This is a genomic window from Streptomyces sp. NPDC053493, from assembly GCF_044544825.1.
Taxonomy (GTDB): domain Bacteria; phylum Actinomycetota; class Actinomycetes; order Streptomycetales; family Streptomycetaceae; genus Streptomyces.
Map to the genome: position 1 here is coordinate 22,721 of NZ_JBITXS010000012.1, position 18,681 is coordinate 41,401.

Genomic DNA, 18,681 nt, shown 5'->3' on the forward strand with positions numbered 1-18,681 from the left:
CGGGTGTCTCATGAGCCGCCGGACGACCGGCGCGCCGCCCGCCAGTCGTTATCCAGCCGTTATAAACGGTCACTTTGCCCGACTGTGCCCCGGTTTTCCGGGGAGGAGGTTTCAAACGCCTCCGGCGACACACGTCCGCGCGCCTATCACACCGACCACCGGTCACGGAAGCCCGCAGCACGAGGAAGTTCACCTGATCGATCGGTAGCTTCGGCGCCCATGACCACAGCACACGTGACACCTCCGAGAGCCGACGTGACCATCGGCCCCGCCCAGGTCACGGACGGTGCCGACCTGTGGCGGCTGGCCCGCGGGTCCGGCGAACTGGACGTCAACTCGCCCTACAGCTATCTGCTCTGGTGCCGGGACTTCGCGGCCACGACCGCCGTCGCCCGCGACGCGTCGGGCCGGCCGGTCGGCTTCGTCACCGGATACCTGCGGCCGGACGCGCCGCGGACCCTCTTCGTCTGGCAGGTCGCCGTGGACGATTCGCATCGCGGATCGGGGGTAGCCGGTCGACTGCTGGACGCTCTGTCCGCCCGGGTGGCGGCCGAGCACGGGCCGCTCCGGCTCGAGGCGACGGTCACTCCGGGGAACGCGCCGTCCGACCGGTTGTTCCGCTCCTTCGCGCGCCGCCACGGCGCGACGGTGACCCAGGAGGTCCTGTTCCCGTCCGCCGCCTTCCCTGACGAGTCCGCGACCGGGACCGCCGGGCACGAGCCCGAGGTGCTCTACCGCATCGGTCCCGTGACGCCCTGATCGCGGCGCGACGAGCTCGTCGCGCCCCGGCGGTCCTCGTCGTACCGCGGCGCCCTGCCGCGGCGCGACCGCCACCCACACAGACCGACGACCGCCACCCGCACAGACCGAACCGAGAAACCGAGAAACCGAGATCCGGGAGAACCGTGACCCTGACCGACATCGCCCCGTCGTCCGTGTTCGAGACCGTCGAGTCGAAGGTGCGCAGCTACTGCCGTGCCTGGCCGGTGGTCTTCGAGCAGGCCCGCGGCAGCCGGCTGTACGACGAACACGGACGGCCCTACCTCGACTTCTTCGCCGGCGCCGGCTCGCTCAACTACGGACACAACAACCCGGTGCTCAAGCGGGCCCTGCTCGACTACCTGTCCGGTGACGGCATCACCCACGGACTGGACATGTCGACGACCGCCAAACGCGACTTCCTGGAGACCTTCCGCTCCGCCGTCCTCGAACCGCGCGCCCTGCCGTACAAGGTGATGTTCCCCGGGCCGACCGGCACCAACGCCGTCGAGGCCGCGCTGAAGCTCGCCCGCAAGGTGACCGGCCGCGAGACCGTCGTCTCCTTCACCAACGCCTTCCACGGCATGTCGCTCGGCTCGCTCGCCGTCACCGGCAACTCCGTCAAGCGGGCCGGCGCGGGCGTCCCGCTCAACCACGCCGCCCAGATGCCCTTCGACCACTACTTCGACGGCCAGGTGCCGGACTTCCTGTGGTTCGAGCGGCTCCTGGAGGACCCCGGCTCCGGCCTCGACCACCCGGCGGCCGTCATCGTCGAGACGGTACAGGGCGAGGGCGGCATCAACGTGGCCCGCGCCGAGTGGCTGCGCTCCCTCGCGGAGCTGTGCCGGCGGCACGAGATGCTGCTGATCGTCGACGACGTGCAGATGGGCTGCGGCCGCACCGGCGAGTTCTTCTCCTTCGAGGAGGCGGGCATCACGCCCGACATCGTCACGCTCTCCAAGTCCATCAGCGGCTACGGACTGCCCATGGCCCTGTGCCTCTTCCGGCCCGAGCTGGACGTGTGGCAGCCGGGCGAGCACAACGGCACCTTCCGCGGCAACAACCCGGCCTTCGTCACGGCGACCGCCGCGATCGACACCTACTGGCGCGACGACGCCCTGCGCGACCGCACGCTGAGCCGGGCCGGCCGCATCGAGCGGGCGCTCGGCGACCTGTGCGGCGAGGACGAGCGCGCGGCCCTGTCGTACCGCGGCCGCGGTCTCGTCTGGGGCCTGGAGTTCGCCGACGGCGAGCGGGCCGACGCGGTGTGCCGCCGGGCCTTCGAACTCGGCCTGCTCGTCGAGACGTCGGGGCCGCACGGCGAGGTGGTCAAGCTGCTGCCGGCGCTGACCGCGACGGACGACGAACTCGACGAGGGTCTCGGCATCCTGGCCCGTTCCGTCCGCCACGCCGCCGACGGCGTCGCCGCCGTCTGATCCACCGCACCACGAGAAAGGCCCTCTTCCATGATCGTCCGTTCCTTCGACGAGCTCGAGAACACCGACCGGCACGTCCGCTCCGCCTCCGGCACCTGGGAGAGCAAGCGCATCGTCCTGGCCCGCGAGCGGGTCGGCTTCTCCCTGCACGAGACCGTCCTGTACGCCGGGACCGAGACCTCCATGTGGTACGCGAACCACGTCGAGGCCGTCGTCTGCACCGCCGGCGAGGCCGAGCTCACCGACCACGAGACGGGCCGCACGTACACGATCACGCCCGGAACGATGTACCTCCTGGACGGGCACGAGCGGCACACGCTCAAGGTCAAGCAGGACTTCCGCTGCCTGTGCGTCTTCAACCCGCCGTGCACCGGCCGGGAGGACCACGACGAGAACGGCGTCTACCCGCTCCTGACCGAGCCCGAGCAGGCCTGAGGGACCCCGGCCACGCCGGCCACGCCGACCACGCCGACGACGCCGACGACGCCGACCACGCCGCGAGAGGCGGCACACGCTCCACGAGAAAGGCAGGCACCTTCCGTCATGACCTCCGCTCCCACCCGCCCCGTCGACCTCTACCCCACCCGTGGCACCGAGGAGGTGCTGATCGGCCGGAAGGACCCGGTCGTCTGGTCCGCTCCTGGAACTCCCGGGCCGTTCTGGGCCCGTGAGCTGGAGGAGTTCGAGCGCGACGGCTTCCTCACCGTCGACGCGCTCGTCACTCCCGACGAGGTCGTGGAGCTCCGGGCCGAGCTGGACCGGCTCGTCGCCGACCCGGAGGTGCGCAAGGACGAGCGGTCCGTGGTCGAACCGCGCTCGCAGGAGATCCGCTCCGTCTTCGAAGTGCACCGGATCAGCGAGGTGTTCGCCCGGCTCGCCGCCGATCCCCGGGTCGTCGGCCGCGCCCGCCAGATCCTCGGCTCCGACGTCTACGTCCACCAGTCGCGGGTCAACGTCAAGCCGGGCTTCGGCGCGAGCGGCTTCTACTGGCACTCCGACTTCGAGACCTGGCACGCCGAGGACGGCCTGCCGCGCATGCGCACGGTCTCCGTCTCGATCGCGCTGACCGCGAACCACACCACCAACGGCAGCCTGATGATCATGCCGGGCTCGCACCGCACCTTCCTCGGCTGCGAGGGTGCCACGCCGAAGGACAACTACAAGCGGTCGCTGCAGATGCAGGACGCCGGCACCCCGTCCGACGAGGCGCTGACGACCTTCGCGGACGCGTGCGGCATCCGCCAGTTCACCGGCGCGCCGGGATCGGCGACCTGGTTCGACTGCAACGCGCTGCACGGCTCGGGCGACAACATCACGCCGTATCCGCGCAGCAACGTGTTCCTGGTGTTCAACAGCGTCGAGAACCGGCCGGAGCAGCCCTTCGCGGCCCCGGTGCGCCGTCCGTCCTTCATCGCCTCGCGCGACACCACGCCGATCGTCTGACCTCGATCGCCCCACCCGGACGTCTGTCGTGACTTCGTGCAGCGGCGGGGGGGGGGGCGCCCCGGGGCCCCGCCGGGGATGGTGGGGGGCCGGCTCGACGGCGGGGGCACCGCGCCCCGGGGCCCCCCGCCCGCCCCAGGGGCCCAGCCGCCCCGCCACCCCCCCCCCCCCCCCCCCCACTTCCGTAGCCCCCCCCCCCCCCCCCCGCCGGGGGGGGGGGCGGGGGGGGGGGGGCGGCCCCCCCCCCCCCCCCCCCCCGCCGCTGTTCATGTCGCGTACGCGAAGCTCGCGAGGCTCACCGGCGACCGGGACCGCCGAGCCGGCCTGATCGGCCGCGTCCGGGCGAGGGACCGCTCGTCACGGTGGAGGCGACGGGGGTTCCCGTCGCAGCTGCGGGAGGCGCTGCCGCGTCCGGGCGAGGGACTGCTCGTCACGGTGGAGGCGACGGTGCTCGGGGCGGCGCTCGCGCTCGTACCTGCGCGATGTCTGCGCGCGGGGCCGTCGTCCGGTGCCCGGCGCGTGGCCGGCTTCGTCGCGGTGGCGCCACTGCTCGGGCTCGCGCTCGCGTCGGCCGGGCGGGCGGCTCTCCGCACCGAGCTTTCGACCGGTTCACCGCTGCGCGGCGCGGCCGCGTTCGTCCGTGCGACGGCGCTGTGGGCACAGCTGAACGCCGCGTGGTGCTGCTGCACACCACGCGGCGTCTCGTCCGACAAGACCGAGGGCCGGCGGCGTCGCCGGCCCTCGGTCCGCGGGGATCAGGCCCCGGAGTCGTCGGCGAGCATGCCTTCGCGCAGGCGGGCGAGGCTGCGGGCGAGCAGCCGGGAGACGTGCATCTGCGAGACGCCGAGCCGCGCGCCGATGTCCGCCTGCGTCATCTCCTCCACGAAGCGCAGGTGCAGCAGCAGCCGGTCGCGCTCGTCGAGGCGCTCCACGAGCGGGGCGAGGGTGTGGAAGTCCTCGAACAGCTCGATGGCCGGGTCCTCCTCACCGATGAAGTCGGCGAGGGACGCGTCCACGTCCTCGTCGTCCCCGTTGCCGATGGCGGCGTCCAGGGAGGCGGAGTGGTAGCCGTTCGAGGCGATCTGAGCCTCGATCACCTCGTCCTCGGAGATGCCCATCCGCTCCGCCAGTTCGGCGACGCGCGGGGACCGGCCGAGCTTCGCGCCCAGCTCCTCGTTCGCCTTGGCCAGTTCGACGCGGGCCTCCTGGAGGCGGCGCGGCACGTGCACGGCCCAGGTGGTGTCACGGAAGAAGCGCTTGATCTCCCCCACGATGTACGGCACGGCGAAGGTCGCGAACTCGACCTCGCGCGACAGGTCGAAGCGGTCGATCGCCTTGATCAGACCGACGATCCCGACCTGGACGATGTCCTCCATCTCGTCGCCCCGCGCTCGGAAGCGTCCCGCCACGTAGCGGACGAGCGACATGTTCATCTCGATCAGGGTGTTGCGGACGTACTGGTGTCCTTCCGTCCCCTCCTCCCGCACCGCCAGCTCGCGCAGAAACACCTTCGAGAGGGTGCGCGCGTCCTGGGGCGCCACCTCGTGAGGAGCCTCGAGCACGGGCAGGTCGTCGCAGGTACCGCCTGCCACGGCCGTGTTCGTCGCCTTGCCCATCTCGGTCTCGGTCCGCACGGGGACAACCTCCTGTATTTCGAGGATCGTTCGCCTATGGCGAATCGCCTACCCAGGCTTCGCCGATGCACGCCCCCTTGTTTTCGGGCATCTCCCGGGATTCGCCGGGAAGACGAAACGCGTCAGAAGCTGGACAACTGGGGAGAAAGGGAACCGCGATGAACGCTCGGGGCGACACTCGGTCGCACCCGTGGACGACGTCCGCGAGGACGGCTCACGGTACGGCGACGACGGCCGGCGCTCCGGTCCGCACCTCGGCGCAGGCCCGCACGGCGGTCCGACGCGCGCTCGCCGGGTACCGGCCCGCGTGGCCGGCGCAGGTGGACGACCTGCTGCTCGTGGCCTCCGAACTGGTCACCAACGCCGAGCGGCACGCCGGCGGTGTCACCGGCTTCGCGGTGCGGGTGGGACGGGGCAGCGTGACGGTCTCGGTCGACGACGCGAGCCGGCGGACGCCGCACCGCACCCGCCACGGGGAGCCGGGGCAGGAGCTCGTGCCGGGCGGGTACGGCTGGCCGATCGTGCTGCACCTGTGCCGCACGGTGACGGTGGACCTGCGGCCGGACGGCAAGACCGTGCACGCCGTGGTGCCGCTCGAACGCCGCGCCGGCCGCCCGTGAGCGGGCGGCCGGCGCGGCGGGTGGCCGGGCGGCGGGTGGCCGGGCGGCGGATGACGCCCAGGGCCCGTCCGGCGGTGACCGGCCGGACGGGCCCTGGGCTGGACGGGGACGCTGTGGTCTGGCTGGAATCTCATCGGAGGTCGCGGCGGTCGTCCTCCGTCACGGTCGGGGCGACGGGCGGGACCACCATCCGGCGACGGCGCAGGATGCTGGTGTACACGGCCGTGCCGATGATGCCCACCGCCATCAGGATCAGTCCGACGAGGTCGAGATCGACCCCGTCGAGCTGCCAGTCGGTGGCGAACGTGAGGATCGCGCCGACGGCGATCAGGATGATGCAGATTCCCAGTCCCATGATTCCTCCCTCGGGGGATCGGGCTCGAACGGGACCCGGGTACCCCGGCAGGCGCTCCTCATCCCGCGTTTGACGCGTGGATCGGAGGTGAGGCGAAGAGGATCCGACTCGTCAACACAACGACTGAGGAGCCATGGAGAGCGTTCTTCGACTGGCGATCGTCCTCGTCGGCTCGGCACTGGTGGCGCTGGCGGCCGTGCGCGGCGCCGACGTACTGGCCCGGCACGCGGACGCACGCCGCCCCGACACCCCGCTGTGGGGACTCCTGCGCCGCTGCCGGACCCCGCTGTACGTCGTCCTGTTCACCGCCCTGGTCGGCTGGACGTTCAGCGCCATGAACTGGGCTCCGCTGGCCGACCACGCGAGGGCGGTCGGCCACGTTCTGGTGCTCTGTCTGATCGGCGGCGGCGCCTGGCTGGCGGTGCGGGTCGCCGCGGCCGTCGTCGAGTCCTCGTACACCCGCTACGCGGGACGTTCCCGCGACGTGGCGCGGGTGCGCCGGGTCCGTACCCAGGTCTCGCTGATCATGCGGGTGGTCACGGTCGCCGTCGGGGTGCTCGCCGGCGCCGTCGCGCTGCTCACCTTCCCCTCCTTCCGTGCCGTCGGGACCTCGCTGCTCGCCTCGGCCGGGATCATCGGCATCGTGGCGGGCGTCGCCGCGCAGTCGACGCTGGGCAATCTCTTCGCGGGCTTCCAGATCGCCTTCGGCGACATGGTGCGGATAGGCGACACGGTGGTCGTCGACGGCGAGTGGGGGCTGGTGGAGGAGGTGACGCTGACCTTCCTCACGGTACGGACGTGGGACGAGCGCCGGGTCACGCTGCCGGTCTCGTACTTCACCTCGCGCCCGTTCGAGAACTGGTCGCGCGGCGGCGCGGAGCTGACCGGCTCGGTCTTCGTGTACTGCGACCACTCGGTACCGGTGGCGCAGATGCGGGCGCGGCTGCGGGAGTTCCTCGACAGCTGCCCGACCTGGGACGGCCGGGCCTGGGACCTCGCGGTCACGGACACCTCGCCGAGCTGTGTGGTGGTGCGCGCCATCGTGACCGCCAAGGACGCCGACGACCTGTGGACCACGCGCTGCGCGGTGCGCGAGGACCTGGTGGCCTGGCTCGCGCGGGAGCATCCCGGCGCACTGCCCCGGCTGGTGACGGCGCCGGGCGAGGAGCCGGAGCATCACTCCACGTGGCGACTTCTCGACAAGGAGTGAGAGATTCCGCATCGGCGGCCTCGGTGCGGGCACAACACGGGTGTCAAGACCTCGAGTTGTGAGGAGGAACCATGCCGACCTGGCCGCCGGACGAGGAGCCGGTGTTCACCGCCGACTTCGGCTCGTCGGAACAGTGGGTGGCGGGCCGCTCGTGGGCGTATCCCAACGGCGGGCCCGTCAACACCGGGGACAACAAGCTCGACCACCTGGTCGCCGATCCCGCGTACAGCCGCTCGGGGGTCTTCCGCGCGAAGCGGCGCCCGGACGGGCTGTGGGACACGGGACTGCTGACGACGGAAGGCAGCGCGCAGGAGTTCCAGCTGCGCTCCGGCGACGTGCTGGAGGCGCGGGTGCGGCTGCCCGAGGAGACGGGCGCCTGGCCCGCGATCTGGACGTGGCGCGACGGCGGCCAGGAGGTCGACGTCTTCGAGTACCACCCGGACAACGCCGATCTGCTGGAACTCTCCAACCATGTGCGCGGCACCCACCGCTATCACCGCGACCCGTCCGTGCGCCCGGGCGGCTGGATACGCCTGCGGACCGAGTTCGGCGCCCGCTCCGTGGTCTGGTGGCTCGACGACGTCGAGGTCTTCGCGGACGGCCATGGCGTCGGCCGCTCCTGGCACGCCTATCTGATCGTCAATCTGTCGGTCTGCGCGGGCCGCTACCACCCGGCCCCGTCGGACGGCACGGACGAGATGTCCTACGAGGTGCGCGACCTGCGGGTGTACCGGCCGAGGAGGCCCCGGCCCCGCTAGCCGGCGTCACGCCGGGCCGGCGGGCCGGCGGGCGGAGTCACCACCAGTAGGCGGGGTACTTCGGGGCGGCGCGGCGGAGACGGGAGACGGTGAACTCCATCAGGACCAGCAGGATCGTGGCCCCGAAGAGGAGCGGGACGAAGCGGGCCGGGGACGGGGACTGGAGGACGATGACGACGGCGGTCGCGCAGGCGGGCGAGTGCGGCGTGCGGGCAAGCGTCGTCAGGGCCAGGGTGACGCCGGCGGCCACGGCCGCGGCCCAGGCGCTGGCACCGGTCAAGGCGAGGGTCGCGTAGCCCGCGGCGGCCGCGAGGAGGTGGCTGACGACCACGCTGCGGGGCTGGGACAGCGGCATGGTGGGCGCGCTGTGGACCAGCGCGGCGCTGGCGGCCAGCGGCGGTATGAGAACCGGTTCGTGGATCACGGCGCCGATCGCGACCAGGCCGAGCAGGACCGCCGTGACGGCGCCGACGCTGTGGAAGGCGGCGGCGGGTGACGGGCGGGCCGGTGCGCGGCGGGCTGCGGCCGCGGAGGCGGTCGGGGCGGTCGGGGCGGTCGGTGTCTCGGGTGCTGCGGTGTCGGTGGGCATGGTGAGGCGTTTCCGGTGGGGGCGAGCGGGAAGGGCCAGGCGTACGGGATCCCGTGGTCGACAGTCGGCCCGCCATCGCGCCGACGGCTGCGCCCGCGCGCCCGGGTGCGGGCGACACGGTCTCCGGAATTGTATACAAAACGTTGAACGTGCGACGAGGCGGGCCACCCCGGCCGGCCCGCAGGCGGTCTGTGGCAGGGTGATCCCGTGACCTCGCCGACCTCGCCGACCTCGCCGATCCCGCCGACTTCGCCGATCCCGCCGACTTCGCCGAACTCGCGGACTTCGCCGGTCTCGTCCGGCACTCCGCCGACGGGCGCCCGCGCCGACCGTGTCCTGCTCGGCTGCATGGGCCTCGGCGGCAGCTGGGACACCTCTCCCTGGTCCCCCGCCGACGTCGACGCCGCCGAGGCCGTGATCGAGGCCGCCCTGGACAGCGGCATCACCGCGTTCGACCACGCCGACATCTACCGGCACGGCAAGGCGGAGGCGGTCTTCGGCGAGGTTCTCGCCCGCACGCCGGGCCTGCGCGAGCGGATCACGCTCCAGTCGAAGTGCGGCATCCGGCTCGCCGACGGCGACCGGCCCGGCCGCTACGACCTGCGCGGGCCCACCATCGTACGGAAGGTCGAGGAGAGCCTCGCCCGGCTGCGCACCGACGTCCTCGACGTGCTCCTGCTGCACCGCCCGGACCCGCTCGCCGACCCCGCCGAGATCGCCGCGGCCCTCGAGTCCCTCCACCGGCAGGGCCTGGTCCGCCGGTTCGGCGTCTCCAACATGAACGCCGCCCAGATCGCCCGGCTCCAGGCGCACCTCGCGCTGCCGCTCGTCGCCGACCAGCTGGAGATGAGCCTGCTGCGCCGGGACTGGCTGGAGGACGGCGTCCTGGTCAACACGCCCGCGTCGGCGTCCGTCGGCTTCCCGGCCGGCACGGTCGAGCACTGCCTGGCCCACGGCATCGCCCTCCAGGCCTGGGGTCCGCTGGCCCAGGGCCGCTACACCGGACGGCAGGAGACGCCGGAGCAGCACGCGACCGCCGCGCTCGTCGCCGAGCTGGCCGAGGCCAAGGGCACCACGCCGGAGACCGTCGTGCTGTGGTGGCTCCAGCGGCATCCGGCCGGGATCGTGCCGGTCATCGGCACCACGCGTCCCGACCGGATCCGGGCCTGCCGCGACGCCGCCGTCGACGCTCCCGCCCTCGGGCACGAGGAGTGGTACCGCCTGTGGATCACCGCGCGCGGCGCCGCCCTGCCGTGAACCGTGCCCGTGCCGTCCCGCGCCGCGTCCCGCGGCCCGTCCCTCCGGTCCGCCCGCCCGTCCCAGGAGACCGCCCATGACCGACGCCCCTGACGCGCCCTCCTTCGAGCTGCTCGCCGGCGCCCCGGACTCACCGGTGCTGCTGCACGTGCCGCACTCCTCGCGGACGGTGCCGCCCCAGGTGCGCGCCGGGATCGTCCTCGGCGACGCGGAGCTCGAGCGGGAGCTCGACCACATCACCGACTCCCACACCGCGGAGATCGCCGCCGTGGCCGCGGCGTCGGCCGCCACGCCGCCCTGGCGGTTCGTCAACCGGCTGTCCCGGCTGGTGGTGGATCCCGAGCGGTTCCCCGACGAGCGCGAGGAGATGCTCGCCGTCGGCATGGGCGCCGTGTACACCCGCACCACGCACCGCGCCGAGCTGCGGCCGGCCGGATTCGACCCTGCGCCGCTGGTGGAGCGGTACTTCACCCCGTACGCCGAGGCCGTGACGGAAGCCGTGGAGGAGCGCCTCGCGGCGACGGGCCGCGCGGTGATCGTGGACGTGCACTCGTACCCGACCGCGGCCCTCCCGTACGAACTGCACGGCGACGGCCCCCGCCCGCCCGTCTGCCTCGGCACGGACGCCTTCCACACGCCGACCGCCCTGCTCTCGGCGGCGCGGCGGGCGTTCGCCGGCTTCGGCGGGGTCGGGACGGACAGCCCCTTCGCCGGCACGTACGTGCCGCTCGCGCACCACGGCCGCGATCCGCGGGTCAGCGCGCTGATGGTGGAGATCCGCCGCGACCAGTACATGAGCGAGCCGGGCGGCCCGGCCGGGCCCGGGGCGCGGGCCCTCGGCGTCGCCCTGGCCGCGCTGGTCGACGCCGTGACGGACGAGGCGCTCCGGACGGTTCCCGAGGCCCGCTGAGCCGCCCCGCGGGCGGCTGCCCGGACCGCGGGTGCGATCCGCCGGACGCCGCCGATCAGGGCGTTCCGCCTGATCGGCGTAAAATGGTGCGGGTGAGCGCACTCCGGTACGAGCTGGTGTTCTCCGACGGTACGGGCACGGCCCGTGACGCCGTCGTCGTCGAGCGGACCCAGGCCAAGGGCCCCGGCGGCCATCCCGTCTACGCCGATCCGACCGGCATCATCCGGGCCGAGATAAGCGACCACGACGAGGTGCGCGTCCTCGCCACGGGCGGCCATCAGGAACCACCGCAGACGGTCGTGGCGCGTCGCCTGCCGGAGGCCCCGGACCCCGGGGTTCCCGATGTCGCTTGAAACAGGCCGTAAGCTTCGCGGATGACCACCATCGACCCCGCTTCCGAGCAGTCCGCCCCGCGTTTCGTGCGGGTCACCATCGAGCTCGTCGCCGAGATCACCGACGAGCAGGCACTGCGTGACGCCGCGCTCGCCCAGGTCCAGGACGACGAGTACCTCGAGGACTCCGAGCGCGCCGAGGCCCTCGAGGCGATCGAGATCGACCCGTCCGGCTCGCTCGCCCACTTCATCGACCCGGTCGAGCTGCTCGGCGCCGTGCCGGGCGTGGAGCTCGCCTCGGCCACCTGGGAGTCCGCGCAGACCGAGTACGACCCCGACGACGAGACCTGGGAGGAGCACGCGCTGGGCGAGTGAACCCGGCGGCCCGCGCCCCGGGGCGGCGCCGCGCTCGACCGGAAGGCCGCCCGGCTGATAGGAGAACCCTGCACGGTACGTCTTGCGAGGGGGCAGCATGAAGCCGCTGGAGGCGGGGGACCCGGAATCGGTCGGCGACGGCAGGTACCGGCTGGTGGGACGGCTGGGCCAGGGCGGCATGGGCGTCGTCTATCTGGGCCGCTCCCGGTCGGGCCGGGCGGTGGCCGTGAAGGTCGTACGGCCCGAACTCGGCACCGATCCCGAGTTCGTACGCCGCTTCGCCCGCGAGGTGGCGGCGGCCCGTCAGGTCGGAGGTTTCCACACGGCGCCGGTCGTGGACGCGGATCCCGACGGCGACCCGGCCTGGCTGGTGACGGCGTACGTGCCGGGGCCGACGCTCCGCACGGTGCTCGACGAGGTCGGCGCGCTGCCCGTGGACAGCCTCACCGTCCTGGCCGCGGGACTCGCGGAGGCCCTGGAGGCGATCCACCGGGCCGGAGTGATCCACCGCGATCTGAAACCGGCCAACATCATCGTGGCCGGGGACGGGCCGCGCGTCATCGACTTCGGCATCGCCCGGGCCCTCGACGGCACGTCCGCCCTCACCCGGACCGGGCTGCAGGTCGGCACGCCCGGCTATCTCGCGCCCGAGCAGCTCACGGGCGGCGCGATCACGCCCGCCGTGGACATGTTCGCGCTGGGCGTGGTGCTGTGCCAGGCGGCGGGCGGCCAGCCGTTCGGCGACGGCTCGTCGGTGGGCTGGTTCTACCGGGTCGTCCACGAGGAGCCGGACCTCGGGACGGTGCCCGAGCCGCTGCGCCATCTCGTCGCCTCCTGCCTGGCCAAGGACCCGGGTCTGCGGCCCTCGCCGGCCGCCTTCCTGGACCGCCTGACCGTCCGTCACCGGGAGGACGGCGGCTGGCTGCCGGACGCCGCCACGCGGCTGCTCGCCACGGTCGCGGAGCACCCGGCCACCTCCGTCGTACGGGAGGACACCGCCGCACCGCCGGCTGAACCGTCCGTACGGGAGGAGCGGCCGGCGCATGAGGAGCCGCCGGTGCGGGAGGAGACCGCCGTTCAGGACGCGACCGCCGTCCAGGACGAGACCGCCGCCGCCGAGCGCCCGCCGGTGCCAGTGCCCCCGCCTCCGCCCCCCGCTTCCGGTTCCGGTTCCCGTCCGACGGTGGCCGATGCGGCCGTGTCAGCTCCGGGAAGGCGACGGCCGCGCCGGCGGGCGGTGGTGGGAACGGTGCTCGCGGTGTGCCTGGCGGCCGTCGTGGGCCTCGTCGTCTGGAGCCCCTGGTCGTCGGACGACGGCGGCGGGACGAAGGACACCGGCGGCACGTCGGACTCCGCCGCCTTCCCCACCGCCCCGCTCCTCGTGCGCGAGGACACCGCGCCCGGCTGGCCGAAGACCTGCCACGCCGCGATCGCCGTCCGCCCGGCGGCGGCCGACGAGCCGCGGCGGCTGCTCGACGGCAGCGGGTGCGACATCCTGCCGCAGTGGTCGCCCGACCGGCGGTCGTTCGCGTTCACGCGGATGACGCCGGAGGGCGCTCAGGTGTGGACGGCGAAGGCCGACGGCTCCGACGCGCGCAGGATCACCTCCGTCGCGGGCGGCCGGGCCTCATGGTCGCCGGACGGCACCCGGCTCGCCGTGCTGCGCAAGAAGGACGGTGTGCAGCAGCTGTTCGAGGTGAAGGTCGCCGACGGTTCGGCACGCCAGCTCACCCACGGCAGCGACCAGGTGGAGGACCCGGCCTGGTCGCCGGACGGCACGCGCATCGCCGTCTCCGTCGACGTCGGCTCGGGCGACTGGCAGCTCCACCTGGTGGACCCCGAGGCCCCGGACCGGGCGCCCACGCGGATCACCTGGCTGCCGCACCCGGCGCTCGACCCGGCCTGGTCGCCCGACGGCCGGACCTTCGCCTACACGGCGGGCAGCTATCAGCGCGCCACGACCAAGGGCGACATCCGTCTGATCGGCACGGACGGCAAGGGAGACCGCGCGCTGGTGGCGTCCACGGCCCACGAGATGGACCCGGTCTGGTCGCCGGACGGACGCTGGGTGGCGTTCGTCCGCGGCCCGTACGAGAAGCCGGCCGTGTGGGCCGTACGCGCCGACGGGACCGACGAACGCCGCCTGACCACGGGCGAGGTGCCGGAGGGCCACCCTTCCTGGCGGTGACGGTCCCTCCGGCGTGACCGTACGACGAAGGCGGCGGTACGGGGCAGAGCCCGTACCGCCTCGCGACGGCCGGCGACCGGCCCGGCGCGGCCCCGGCAGGTCCCGGCACGGTCCCGGCCGGCTCTCGCCGTTCAGCTGGTGATCGAGAAGGCCTCTCCGTACACGCTCCAGTACAGGGGCGTGTTGAGGTCGAAGTTGTTCTCGTTCAGGAAGCGGCGCTGGGCCGTGCTCACGCGGGTGGTGTCGCTGTGCGCCTCCTCCTTGCGCATCTCCTCCTCGCGCGCGTCGAGGAAGGCGTTGAGGTACGCCTTCTCGTCGCCGCCGCGCGAGGGCGGCAGCGCCCGGGAGAGGGCGACGGAGCGGATGGAGCGGAAGCCGTCCTCGCCGTGCATCACGGCGGCGTCGTAGTAGGCGAACTGGCCGAGCGCGCGCAGTCCGTCCGCCTTGGCCTGGGAGACGGCCGGGTTGAAGTAGACCCGGTCGCGCTCCTCCTCCTGGGTCTGCTGGAAGACGGAGTCCTGGGCGGCCTGGCGCCAGGCGGACGTGAAGCCCGGGTCGAGGCCCTCGTGGGAGTCGGTGCCGTTCACCTGGCGCAGGGCGGGGAGGTAGCGGGCGAGCGGGTTGCCGGGCTTCTTGGCGGTGTAGCGCTCGACGAGGTCGAGCATGTCGCCGGTGCCGGAACAGAAGCCGATGATGCCGGCGGTGTAGCCGCGGCCGTCGTCGATGTCCTCGATGTAGGCGAACTGGGCGCGCCAGTCGAGGGAGGAGTTCTCGAAGGAGGACACCAGCTTCATGGCGACCTCCTTCTTGGCCGGGTCGTCGAGGTTCTTGCCGGTGGACGGCGGCGTGGTGGACCCGGTGCCGTACGCCTCGACCTCCCACAGCGAGTAGCCGTACGGGGTGCCGCGCTGGGTGCCGAAGACGCGCAGGTAGCGGCCCGTGCCGTTGACGGTGAGGTCGTCGGTGCCGCCGTCGCCGCTGGTGGTGGCGTAGATCTGGCGCCAGCTGGAGCCGTCGTCGGACAGCTCGACGCGGTACGCCTTCGCGTACGCCGCCTCCCACTTGAGGACGACGCGCTTGACGGCGGTGCCCGCGCCGAGGTCGACCCGTATCCACTGGTTGTCCACGCCCTCGGCGCTGGCCCAGCGGGTGGAGGCCGAGCCGTCGACCGCCTTGGCTCCTCCGAGCGTGCTGCTCTCCGTGGTGGAGGTGGTGACCGGGCGGCCCTGGGCGAGATTGCCGGCCGCGGCCTGGGCGGGCGCGAGGCCGGCGACGGCGGGAAGCAGGAGCCCGGTGGCCGCGGCGGCGACGAGCGCGGCGGTGCGGTGGCGCCGGAGTGCGTTGATGGTGGGGGGCATGCCACTCCATTCCTGAGCCGAAGAGAAGTATTAGGAAAGCTTCCTAACTTTCGGTGAGGCGAGAGTAGGGGGCCCTCTGGAGGGGCGCAAGAGGACGGTACGGAAAGGGAGTTGAACGCGCGCGTCCCGACGTCGGGGCGGGAGGCGGGAGAGGCGGGGAGAGGCGTGGAAAGGCGGCGCGATCCGGCCAGGTCGGGGGCCGGTCGGGGCGGGGCCGGTCGGGGCGGGGCCGGTCGGCCGTCAGTTCGGAGGGTCCGGTCCGCGTCTACGACGGTCGCGGGGCGGCGGCGCGACGGATGCGGTCCAGGAGGTGGTCCGCGTGGGGCCGTACGGCGGCGTGGAACGGGGACCAGTCCTCCGCGGCCCGGCCCGTGTACACGTCGCGCGCGTGGGCGAGGACGCGGCGCTGATCGGGCGGCAGGCGGGACAACGCCCAGTCGGCCGCCTCGTCCTTGGCGCGTATGCGGCCGGTCTCCAGGGTGGTCCAGATGCGGGCGAGGGTCAGCAGCACGTTGCGGGTGTCGGCGGCGAGGTCGGCCATGAGGTCCGGGATGCCGGCGAGGACGGCACGGCGGATGTCCGCGGCCGGCACCGGGTCCAGGAGCACGGCGGCGGGCGGGCCGAAGAACGGTGCGTCGCCGGTCCGGGCCATGTGGACCAGCGGCGCGAGGTCCGGCATGGGCGCCGCCCGGGGCAGTTCGCCGCGCTCGTACTCCGCGCGCAGCCACTCCCCGTAGAGGTAGTCGCAGACGGGCGGGTAACGCCAGGGCCGGACCTGTGCGGCGGTCACGACGATCAGTTCGACGGGCCGCGCGGGCCCGCCGTGCGCCCGGGCGCCGGAGAGGGCGAGCAGGCCGTCCGTCAGGGCGCGCCGCTCGACGGGCGTGAGGCCGCGGCGGGCGACGACGAGCACGTCGACGTCGCTGTGCGGCCCCAGTCCGCCGAGCACGGCCGAGCCGTGCGCGTAGGCGCCGAGCGCCGCGTCACCGAGGACGGTGCGGACGAGCGCGGCGACGGCGACGGTCTGGGGCGTGGTCACCGACGGAGCGTTCCGGCGACGGGCGGAGCCGGAAACGGAACCGGAAGTGGAGGTGGGTGCGCGGCGGCTCCGTCCGCCCGGGTGGGCGGACGGAGCCGGCGGTCGGGCCGTCCCGGTCGGTCAGCGCTGCTCGCGGAACTCGACGTGGGCGCCGAGGACCGGGTCGTACTTGCGCAGGACCAGACGGTCGGGGTCGTTCTGGCGGTTCTTGCGGGTCACGTAGGTGACGCCGGTGCCGGCCGTGGACCGGAGCGTGACCACGGGGCGCTGGGTGGTGCGGGGCATGGGTTTTCTCCTTCCGGCCGGCGCCGTCGAGCTCCTTTGACTCGGGCATGCCAGCCGCACGTTCCAACAGCGGCGTCCTGCTCCGCATTCCCGGACCTTCCGGGCCATCCCCCCTTCCCCTGCGACGGGGCGGATCCGGCCACTCCGTCGGAACGGATAGGGTGCCGGGCGAGTAACGGGATCAGCAGTTCCGCACGGGGAGAAACGAATTGATGAGTGGTCAGCAGCCGGGCCGCGACGCCGGCGCCTCCGCGGTCTTCCAGCCGCTCGCCGCCGACGACCCGACGACCGTCGCCGGGTACCGGCTGGCCGCGCGGCTCGGCGCCGGCGGCATGGGCAAGGTGTACCTGTCGTACACGCCCGGCGGCCGCCCGGTCGCCGTGAAGGTGATCCGTCCCGAGTTCGGCGAGGACGCCGAGTTCCGCCGCCGCTTCGCCCAGGAGGTGCGCTCCGCGCAGCGCGTGCAGGGGCTGTACACCGCGCCCGTCATCGACGCCGACGCCGAGGGCACCCAGCCCTGGCTGGCCACCGCCTACGTGCCCGGGCCGTCGCTCGCCGACGCGGTCGTGACGCACGGCGCGCTGCCCGTCGAGACGGTGCTGCTGCTGGTCGCGGGCATGGCGGAGGCGCTGCAGGTGATCCACGGCGCGGGGCTCGTGCACCGCGACCTCAAGCCCTCGAACGTGCTGCTGGCCGCGGACGGCCCGCGCGTGATCGACTTCGGCATCGCGCACGCCGCCGACGCGACCTCGCTCACCGGCAGCGGCGTCACCATCGGCACGCCGTCCTTCATGGCTCCCGAGCAGGCCGCCGGGCGCCGGGTGACCCCGGCCACCGACATCTTCGCGCTCGGTCAGGTCGCGGTGTACGCGGCGACCGGCGCTCCCGCGTTCGGCGAGGGCACGTCGCACGGCGTGCTGTACCGGATCGTGCACGAGGAGCCGGACCTGAGCGCGGTGCCGGAGCGGCTGGCCGAGCTCGTCACCCGCTGCCTGGCCAAGGACCCCGAGGGCCGGCCCTCCGTCCCCGAGGTCATCCGGCTCTGCCAGGAGGCGAACGCGGCGACGGTGCTGCGCCGTCCCGAGGACTGGCTGCCGGGAGCCGTCTCCGCGGACATCACGGCGCGGGCGGCGACTCCGGCGCCGGTGCAGGCGCCGCCGCCTCCGCTCACGCCTCCGGCCGGTGCGCCCGCGCCGACGGCGCCTTCCGCCCCGGCCACGGCCCCCTCCGTGGGCTACTCCCCCACGGCGCCCGCCCCGTCCGCGCCGGCCGCGGCGCCCGGCTATCCGCCCACCGCTCCGGCGGGTGCCGCGCGGCCGCCCGTCGTGCCGCCGCACCCGGCGCACGCCCAAGCCCACGCCCAGGCCTACGCCCCGACGCAGGGCCCCGCGCCCGCGCCGTACCAGGCACCCGCCGCGTACCCGCAGACGCACGTCCCGGCCGGCTACCCTCCCGTCCACCCGACCGGGCCCCAGACCGCCTACCGGCCCCCGGCCGCGCCGCGCAACCCGGCCCGGCGGACCCTGCTCGTGGCCCTCGCCGCCGCGCTCGTCTTCGGCGTGGGCGGCGCCGGCACCGCGTACCTGCTGATGAAGGACGACGGCAAGGACACCACCGCCGGCGGCGGCCACAAGGCCGGCGGCGCTTCGTCGGGCACCTCCTCCGGTGGGTCGAACGGCGGGTCGGCCGGCGGCGCGACGAAGGCGGCGGAGCCGGCCGCCAAGCCGGCGCCGAAGCCCGTCGACTTCACGAACATCGACCTCACCGCGGGCTATCACCTGACCCTCGGCGACGACGTCGTACGGCCGCAGGACGGCGAGGACGGCGGTTACGAACTGTCCTACGACACCGGCGGCTACCTCGACGCCGAGAGCAGCGGCGGCAACCTCGTGCTGCTCGACCCGGGCCAGCAGGGCTCGCTCGAGACCTGCCGCGCCGAGACCCGGTTCACCAAGGAGGTGTACGTGAACAAGCTGTCCCGGGGCCGGCAGGTGTGCGTCACCACCGGCTCGGGACACCTGGGCCTCGTCACGGTCCAGGGCTTCTCGCCAGAGGGCTCGCCCAGCACGTACATGACCCTGGACGTGACCGTCTGGCGCAACGCCGCCACGCCGAGCTCCGGAAGCTGACCGG

At 73.7% G+C, this 18,681-nt stretch carries 19 protein-coding genes and 1 pseudogene; 13 read left to right on the forward strand and 7 right to left on the reverse strand.

The window, feature by feature from the left end; all coding sequences use genetic code 11:
- Window positions 1-219: 219 nt before the first annotated feature.
- From ectA to thpD, 4 genes are all read left to right on the forward strand, one after another.
- Complete coding sequence (ectA, locus tag ACIGO8_RS28275; protein ID WP_399736481.1) at window positions 220-759, forward strand: diaminobutyrate acetyltransferase; 540 nt, start codon at window positions 220-222, stop codon at window positions 757-759.
- Between the two features lie 152 nt (window positions 760-911).
- Window positions 912-2,195, forward strand: a complete 1,284-nt coding sequence (ectB, locus tag ACIGO8_RS28280) for a diaminobutyrate--2-oxoglutarate transaminase (RefSeq protein ID WP_399736845.1) — start codon at window positions 912-914, stop codon at window positions 2,193-2,195.
- A 30-nt stretch (window positions 2,196-2,225) separates the two neighbouring features.
- Window positions 2,226-2,630, forward strand: a complete 405-nt coding sequence (locus ACIGO8_RS28285) for an ectoine synthase (protein WP_399736484.1) — start codon at window positions 2,226-2,228, stop codon at window positions 2,628-2,630.
- A gap of 108 nt (window positions 2,631-2,738) precedes the next feature.
- On the forward strand, window positions 2,739-3,638 hold the full coding sequence (thpD, locus tag ACIGO8_RS28290; protein WP_399736486.1) for an ectoine hydroxylase: 900 nt from the start codon (window positions 2,739-2,741) through the stop codon (window positions 3,636-3,638).
- Between the two features lie 755 nt (window positions 3,639-4,393).
- Here the strand turns inward: thpD and ACIGO8_RS28295 are convergent.
- The gene (locus ACIGO8_RS28295; protein WP_399736847.1) at window positions 4,394-5,254 is read right to left on the reverse strand and encodes an RNA polymerase sigma factor SigF; all 861 of its coding nucleotides are present in this window, start codon (window positions 5,252-5,254) and stop codon (window positions 4,394-4,396) included.
- Window positions 5,255-5,430: 176 nt separating this feature from the next.
- Between ACIGO8_RS28295 and ACIGO8_RS28300 the strand changes: the two genes are divergently transcribed.
- Window positions 5,431-5,892, forward strand: coding sequence for an ATP-binding protein (locus ACIGO8_RS28300; protein ID WP_399736488.1), 462 nt, complete (start codon window positions 5,431-5,433; stop codon window positions 5,890-5,892).
- A gap of 130 nt (window positions 5,893-6,022) precedes the next feature.
- Here the strand turns inward: ACIGO8_RS28300 and ACIGO8_RS28305 are convergent, their stop codons facing one another.
- Window positions 6,023-6,247, reverse strand: coding sequence for a DUF6458 family protein (locus ACIGO8_RS28305; RefSeq protein WP_399736491.1), 225 nt, complete (start codon window positions 6,245-6,247; stop codon window positions 6,023-6,025).
- Between the two features lie 133 nt (window positions 6,248-6,380).
- On the opposite strand from ACIGO8_RS28305, the gene ACIGO8_RS28310 reads away from it, so the two are divergent.
- Together ACIGO8_RS28310 and ACIGO8_RS28315 are read left to right on the forward strand one after the other, a co-directional pair.
- Window positions 6,381-7,457: a mechanosensitive ion channel family protein gene (locus ACIGO8_RS28310; protein WP_399736493.1), complete on the forward strand. Its 1,077-nt coding sequence runs from the start codon at window positions 6,381-6,383 to the stop codon at window positions 7,455-7,457.
- Between the two features lie 71 nt (window positions 7,458-7,528).
- On the forward strand, window positions 7,529-8,215 hold the full coding sequence (locus ACIGO8_RS28315; protein ID WP_399736496.1) for a beta-glucanase: 687 nt from the start codon (window positions 7,529-7,531) through the stop codon (window positions 8,213-8,215).
- A 37-nt stretch (window positions 8,216-8,252) separates the two neighbouring features.
- Here ACIGO8_RS28315 and ACIGO8_RS28320 read toward each other — a convergent pair whose 3' ends face one another.
- The gene (locus ACIGO8_RS28320) at window positions 8,253-8,804 is read right to left on the reverse strand and encodes an HPP family protein (protein ID WP_399736498.1); all 552 of its coding nucleotides are present in this window, start codon (window positions 8,802-8,804) and stop codon (window positions 8,253-8,255) included.
- A gap of 207 nt (window positions 8,805-9,011) precedes the next feature.
- Here ACIGO8_RS28320 and ACIGO8_RS28325 point away from each other — a divergent pair, with 207 nt between their 5' ends.
- The 5 genes from ACIGO8_RS28325 to ACIGO8_RS28345 all read left to right on the forward strand — a co-directional run bounded on the left by ACIGO8_RS28325 (window position 9,012) and on the right by ACIGO8_RS28345 (window position 13,866).
- Window positions 9,012-10,061: an aldo/keto reductase family oxidoreductase gene (locus tag ACIGO8_RS28325; RefSeq protein WP_399736501.1), complete on the forward strand. Its 1,050-nt coding sequence runs from the start codon at window positions 9,012-9,014 to the stop codon at window positions 10,059-10,061.
- Window positions 10,062-10,137: 76 nt separating this feature from the next.
- On the forward strand, window positions 10,138-10,971 hold the full coding sequence (locus ACIGO8_RS28330; protein ID WP_399736503.1) for an N-formylglutamate amidohydrolase: 834 nt from the start codon (window positions 10,138-10,140) through the stop codon (window positions 10,969-10,971).
- A gap of 83 nt (window positions 10,972-11,054) precedes the next feature.
- Window positions 11,055-11,324, forward strand: coding sequence for a DUF6296 family protein (locus ACIGO8_RS28335; protein WP_399736506.1), 270 nt, complete (start codon window positions 11,055-11,057; stop codon window positions 11,322-11,324).
- A 21-nt stretch (window positions 11,325-11,345) separates the two neighbouring features.
- The gene (locus ACIGO8_RS28340; protein WP_399736509.1) at window positions 11,346-11,678 is read left to right on the forward strand and encodes a hypothetical protein; all 333 of its coding nucleotides are present in this window, start codon (window positions 11,346-11,348) and stop codon (window positions 11,676-11,678) included.
- Window positions 11,679-11,775: 97 nt separating this feature from the next.
- Window positions 11,776-13,866, forward strand: coding sequence for a protein kinase (locus tag ACIGO8_RS28345; protein ID WP_399736512.1), 2,091 nt, complete (start codon window positions 11,776-11,778; stop codon window positions 13,864-13,866).
- A gap of 131 nt (window positions 13,867-13,997) precedes the next feature.
- Here ACIGO8_RS28345 and ACIGO8_RS28350 read toward each other — a convergent pair whose 3' ends face one another.
- From ACIGO8_RS28350 to rpmG, 4 genes and pseudogenes are all read right to left on the reverse strand, one after another.
- Complete coding sequence (locus ACIGO8_RS28350; RefSeq protein ID WP_399736849.1) at window positions 13,998-14,750, reverse strand: chitosanase; 753 nt, start codon at window positions 14,748-14,750, stop codon at window positions 13,998-14,000.
- Window positions 14,751-14,801: 51 nt separating this feature from the next.
- Window positions 14,802-15,224: pseudogene (locus ACIGO8_RS28355) on the reverse strand (discoidin domain-containing protein); the annotation flags it as partial.
- A 265-nt stretch (window positions 15,225-15,489) separates the two neighbouring features.
- Window positions 15,490-16,263 carry an aminoglycoside adenylyltransferase domain-containing protein gene (locus tag ACIGO8_RS28360; RefSeq protein WP_399736514.1) on the reverse strand — a complete coding sequence of 258 codons (774 nt, stop codon included), beginning with the start codon at window positions 16,261-16,263 and terminating at the stop codon, window positions 15,490-15,492.
- Between the two features lie 120 nt (window positions 16,264-16,383).
- Window positions 16,384-16,548 (reverse strand): 50S ribosomal protein L33, encoded by a 165-nt coding sequence (gene rpmG, locus ACIGO8_RS28365; protein ID WP_399736517.1) that lies wholly within the window; start codon window positions 16,546-16,548, stop codon window positions 16,384-16,386.
- A gap of 212 nt (window positions 16,549-16,760) precedes the next feature.
- Here rpmG and ACIGO8_RS28370 point away from each other — a divergent pair, with 212 nt between their 5' ends.
- A complete protein-coding gene (locus ACIGO8_RS28370) occupies window positions 16,761-18,677 on the forward strand; it encodes a serine/threonine-protein kinase (RefSeq protein WP_399736520.1) in 1,917 nt (638 codons plus the stop codon).
- Window positions 18,678-18,681 lie beyond the last annotated feature (4 nt).

Coding starts and splice junctions, on each gene's coding strand:
- ectA (WP_399736481.1), top strand. CDS start 220: ATGACCACAGCACACGTGACACCTCCGAGAGCCGACGTGACCATCGGC.
- ACIGO8_RS28285 (WP_399736484.1), top strand. CDS start 2,226: ATGATCGTCCGTTCCTTCGACGAGCTCGAGAACACCGACCGGCACGTC.
- thpD (WP_399736486.1), top strand. CDS start 2,739: ATGACCTCCGCTCCCACCCGCCCCGTCGACCTCTACCCCACCCGTGGC.
- ACIGO8_RS28295 (WP_399736847.1), bottom strand. CDS start 5,254: ATGGGCAAGGCGACGAACACGGCCGTGGCAGGCGGTACCTGCGACGAC.
- ACIGO8_RS28300 (WP_399736488.1), top strand. CDS start 5,431: ATGAACGCTCGGGGCGACACTCGGTCGCACCCGTGGACGACGTCCGCG.
- ACIGO8_RS28305 (WP_399736491.1), bottom strand. CDS start 6,247: ATGGGACTGGGAATCTGCATCATCCTGATCGCCGTCGGCGCGATCCTC.
- ACIGO8_RS28310 (WP_399736493.1), top strand. CDS start 6,381: ATGGAGAGCGTTCTTCGACTGGCGATCGTCCTCGTCGGCTCGGCACTG.
- ACIGO8_RS28315 (WP_399736496.1), top strand. CDS start 7,529: ATGCCGACCTGGCCGCCGGACGAGGAGCCGGTGTTCACCGCCGACTTC.
- ACIGO8_RS28320 (WP_399736498.1), bottom strand. CDS start 8,804: ATGCCCACCGACACCGCAGCACCCGAGACACCGACCGCCCCGACCGCC.
- ACIGO8_RS28330 (WP_399736503.1), top strand. CDS start 10,138: ATGACCGACGCCCCTGACGCGCCCTCCTTCGAGCTGCTCGCCGGCGCC.
- ACIGO8_RS28335 (WP_399736506.1), top strand. CDS start 11,055: ATGGTGCGGGTGAGCGCACTCCGGTACGAGCTGGTGTTCTCCGACGGT.
- ACIGO8_RS28340 (WP_399736509.1), top strand. CDS start 11,346: ATGACCACCATCGACCCCGCTTCCGAGCAGTCCGCCCCGCGTTTCGTG.
- ACIGO8_RS28345 (WP_399736512.1), top strand. CDS start 11,776: ATGAAGCCGCTGGAGGCGGGGGACCCGGAATCGGTCGGCGACGGCAGG.
- rpmG (WP_399736517.1), bottom strand. CDS start 16,548: ATGCCCCGCACCACCCAGCGCCCCGTGGTCACGCTCCGGTCCACGGCC.
- ACIGO8_RS28370 (WP_399736520.1), top strand. CDS start 16,761: ATGAGTGGTCAGCAGCCGGGCCGCGACGCCGGCGCCTCCGCGGTCTTC.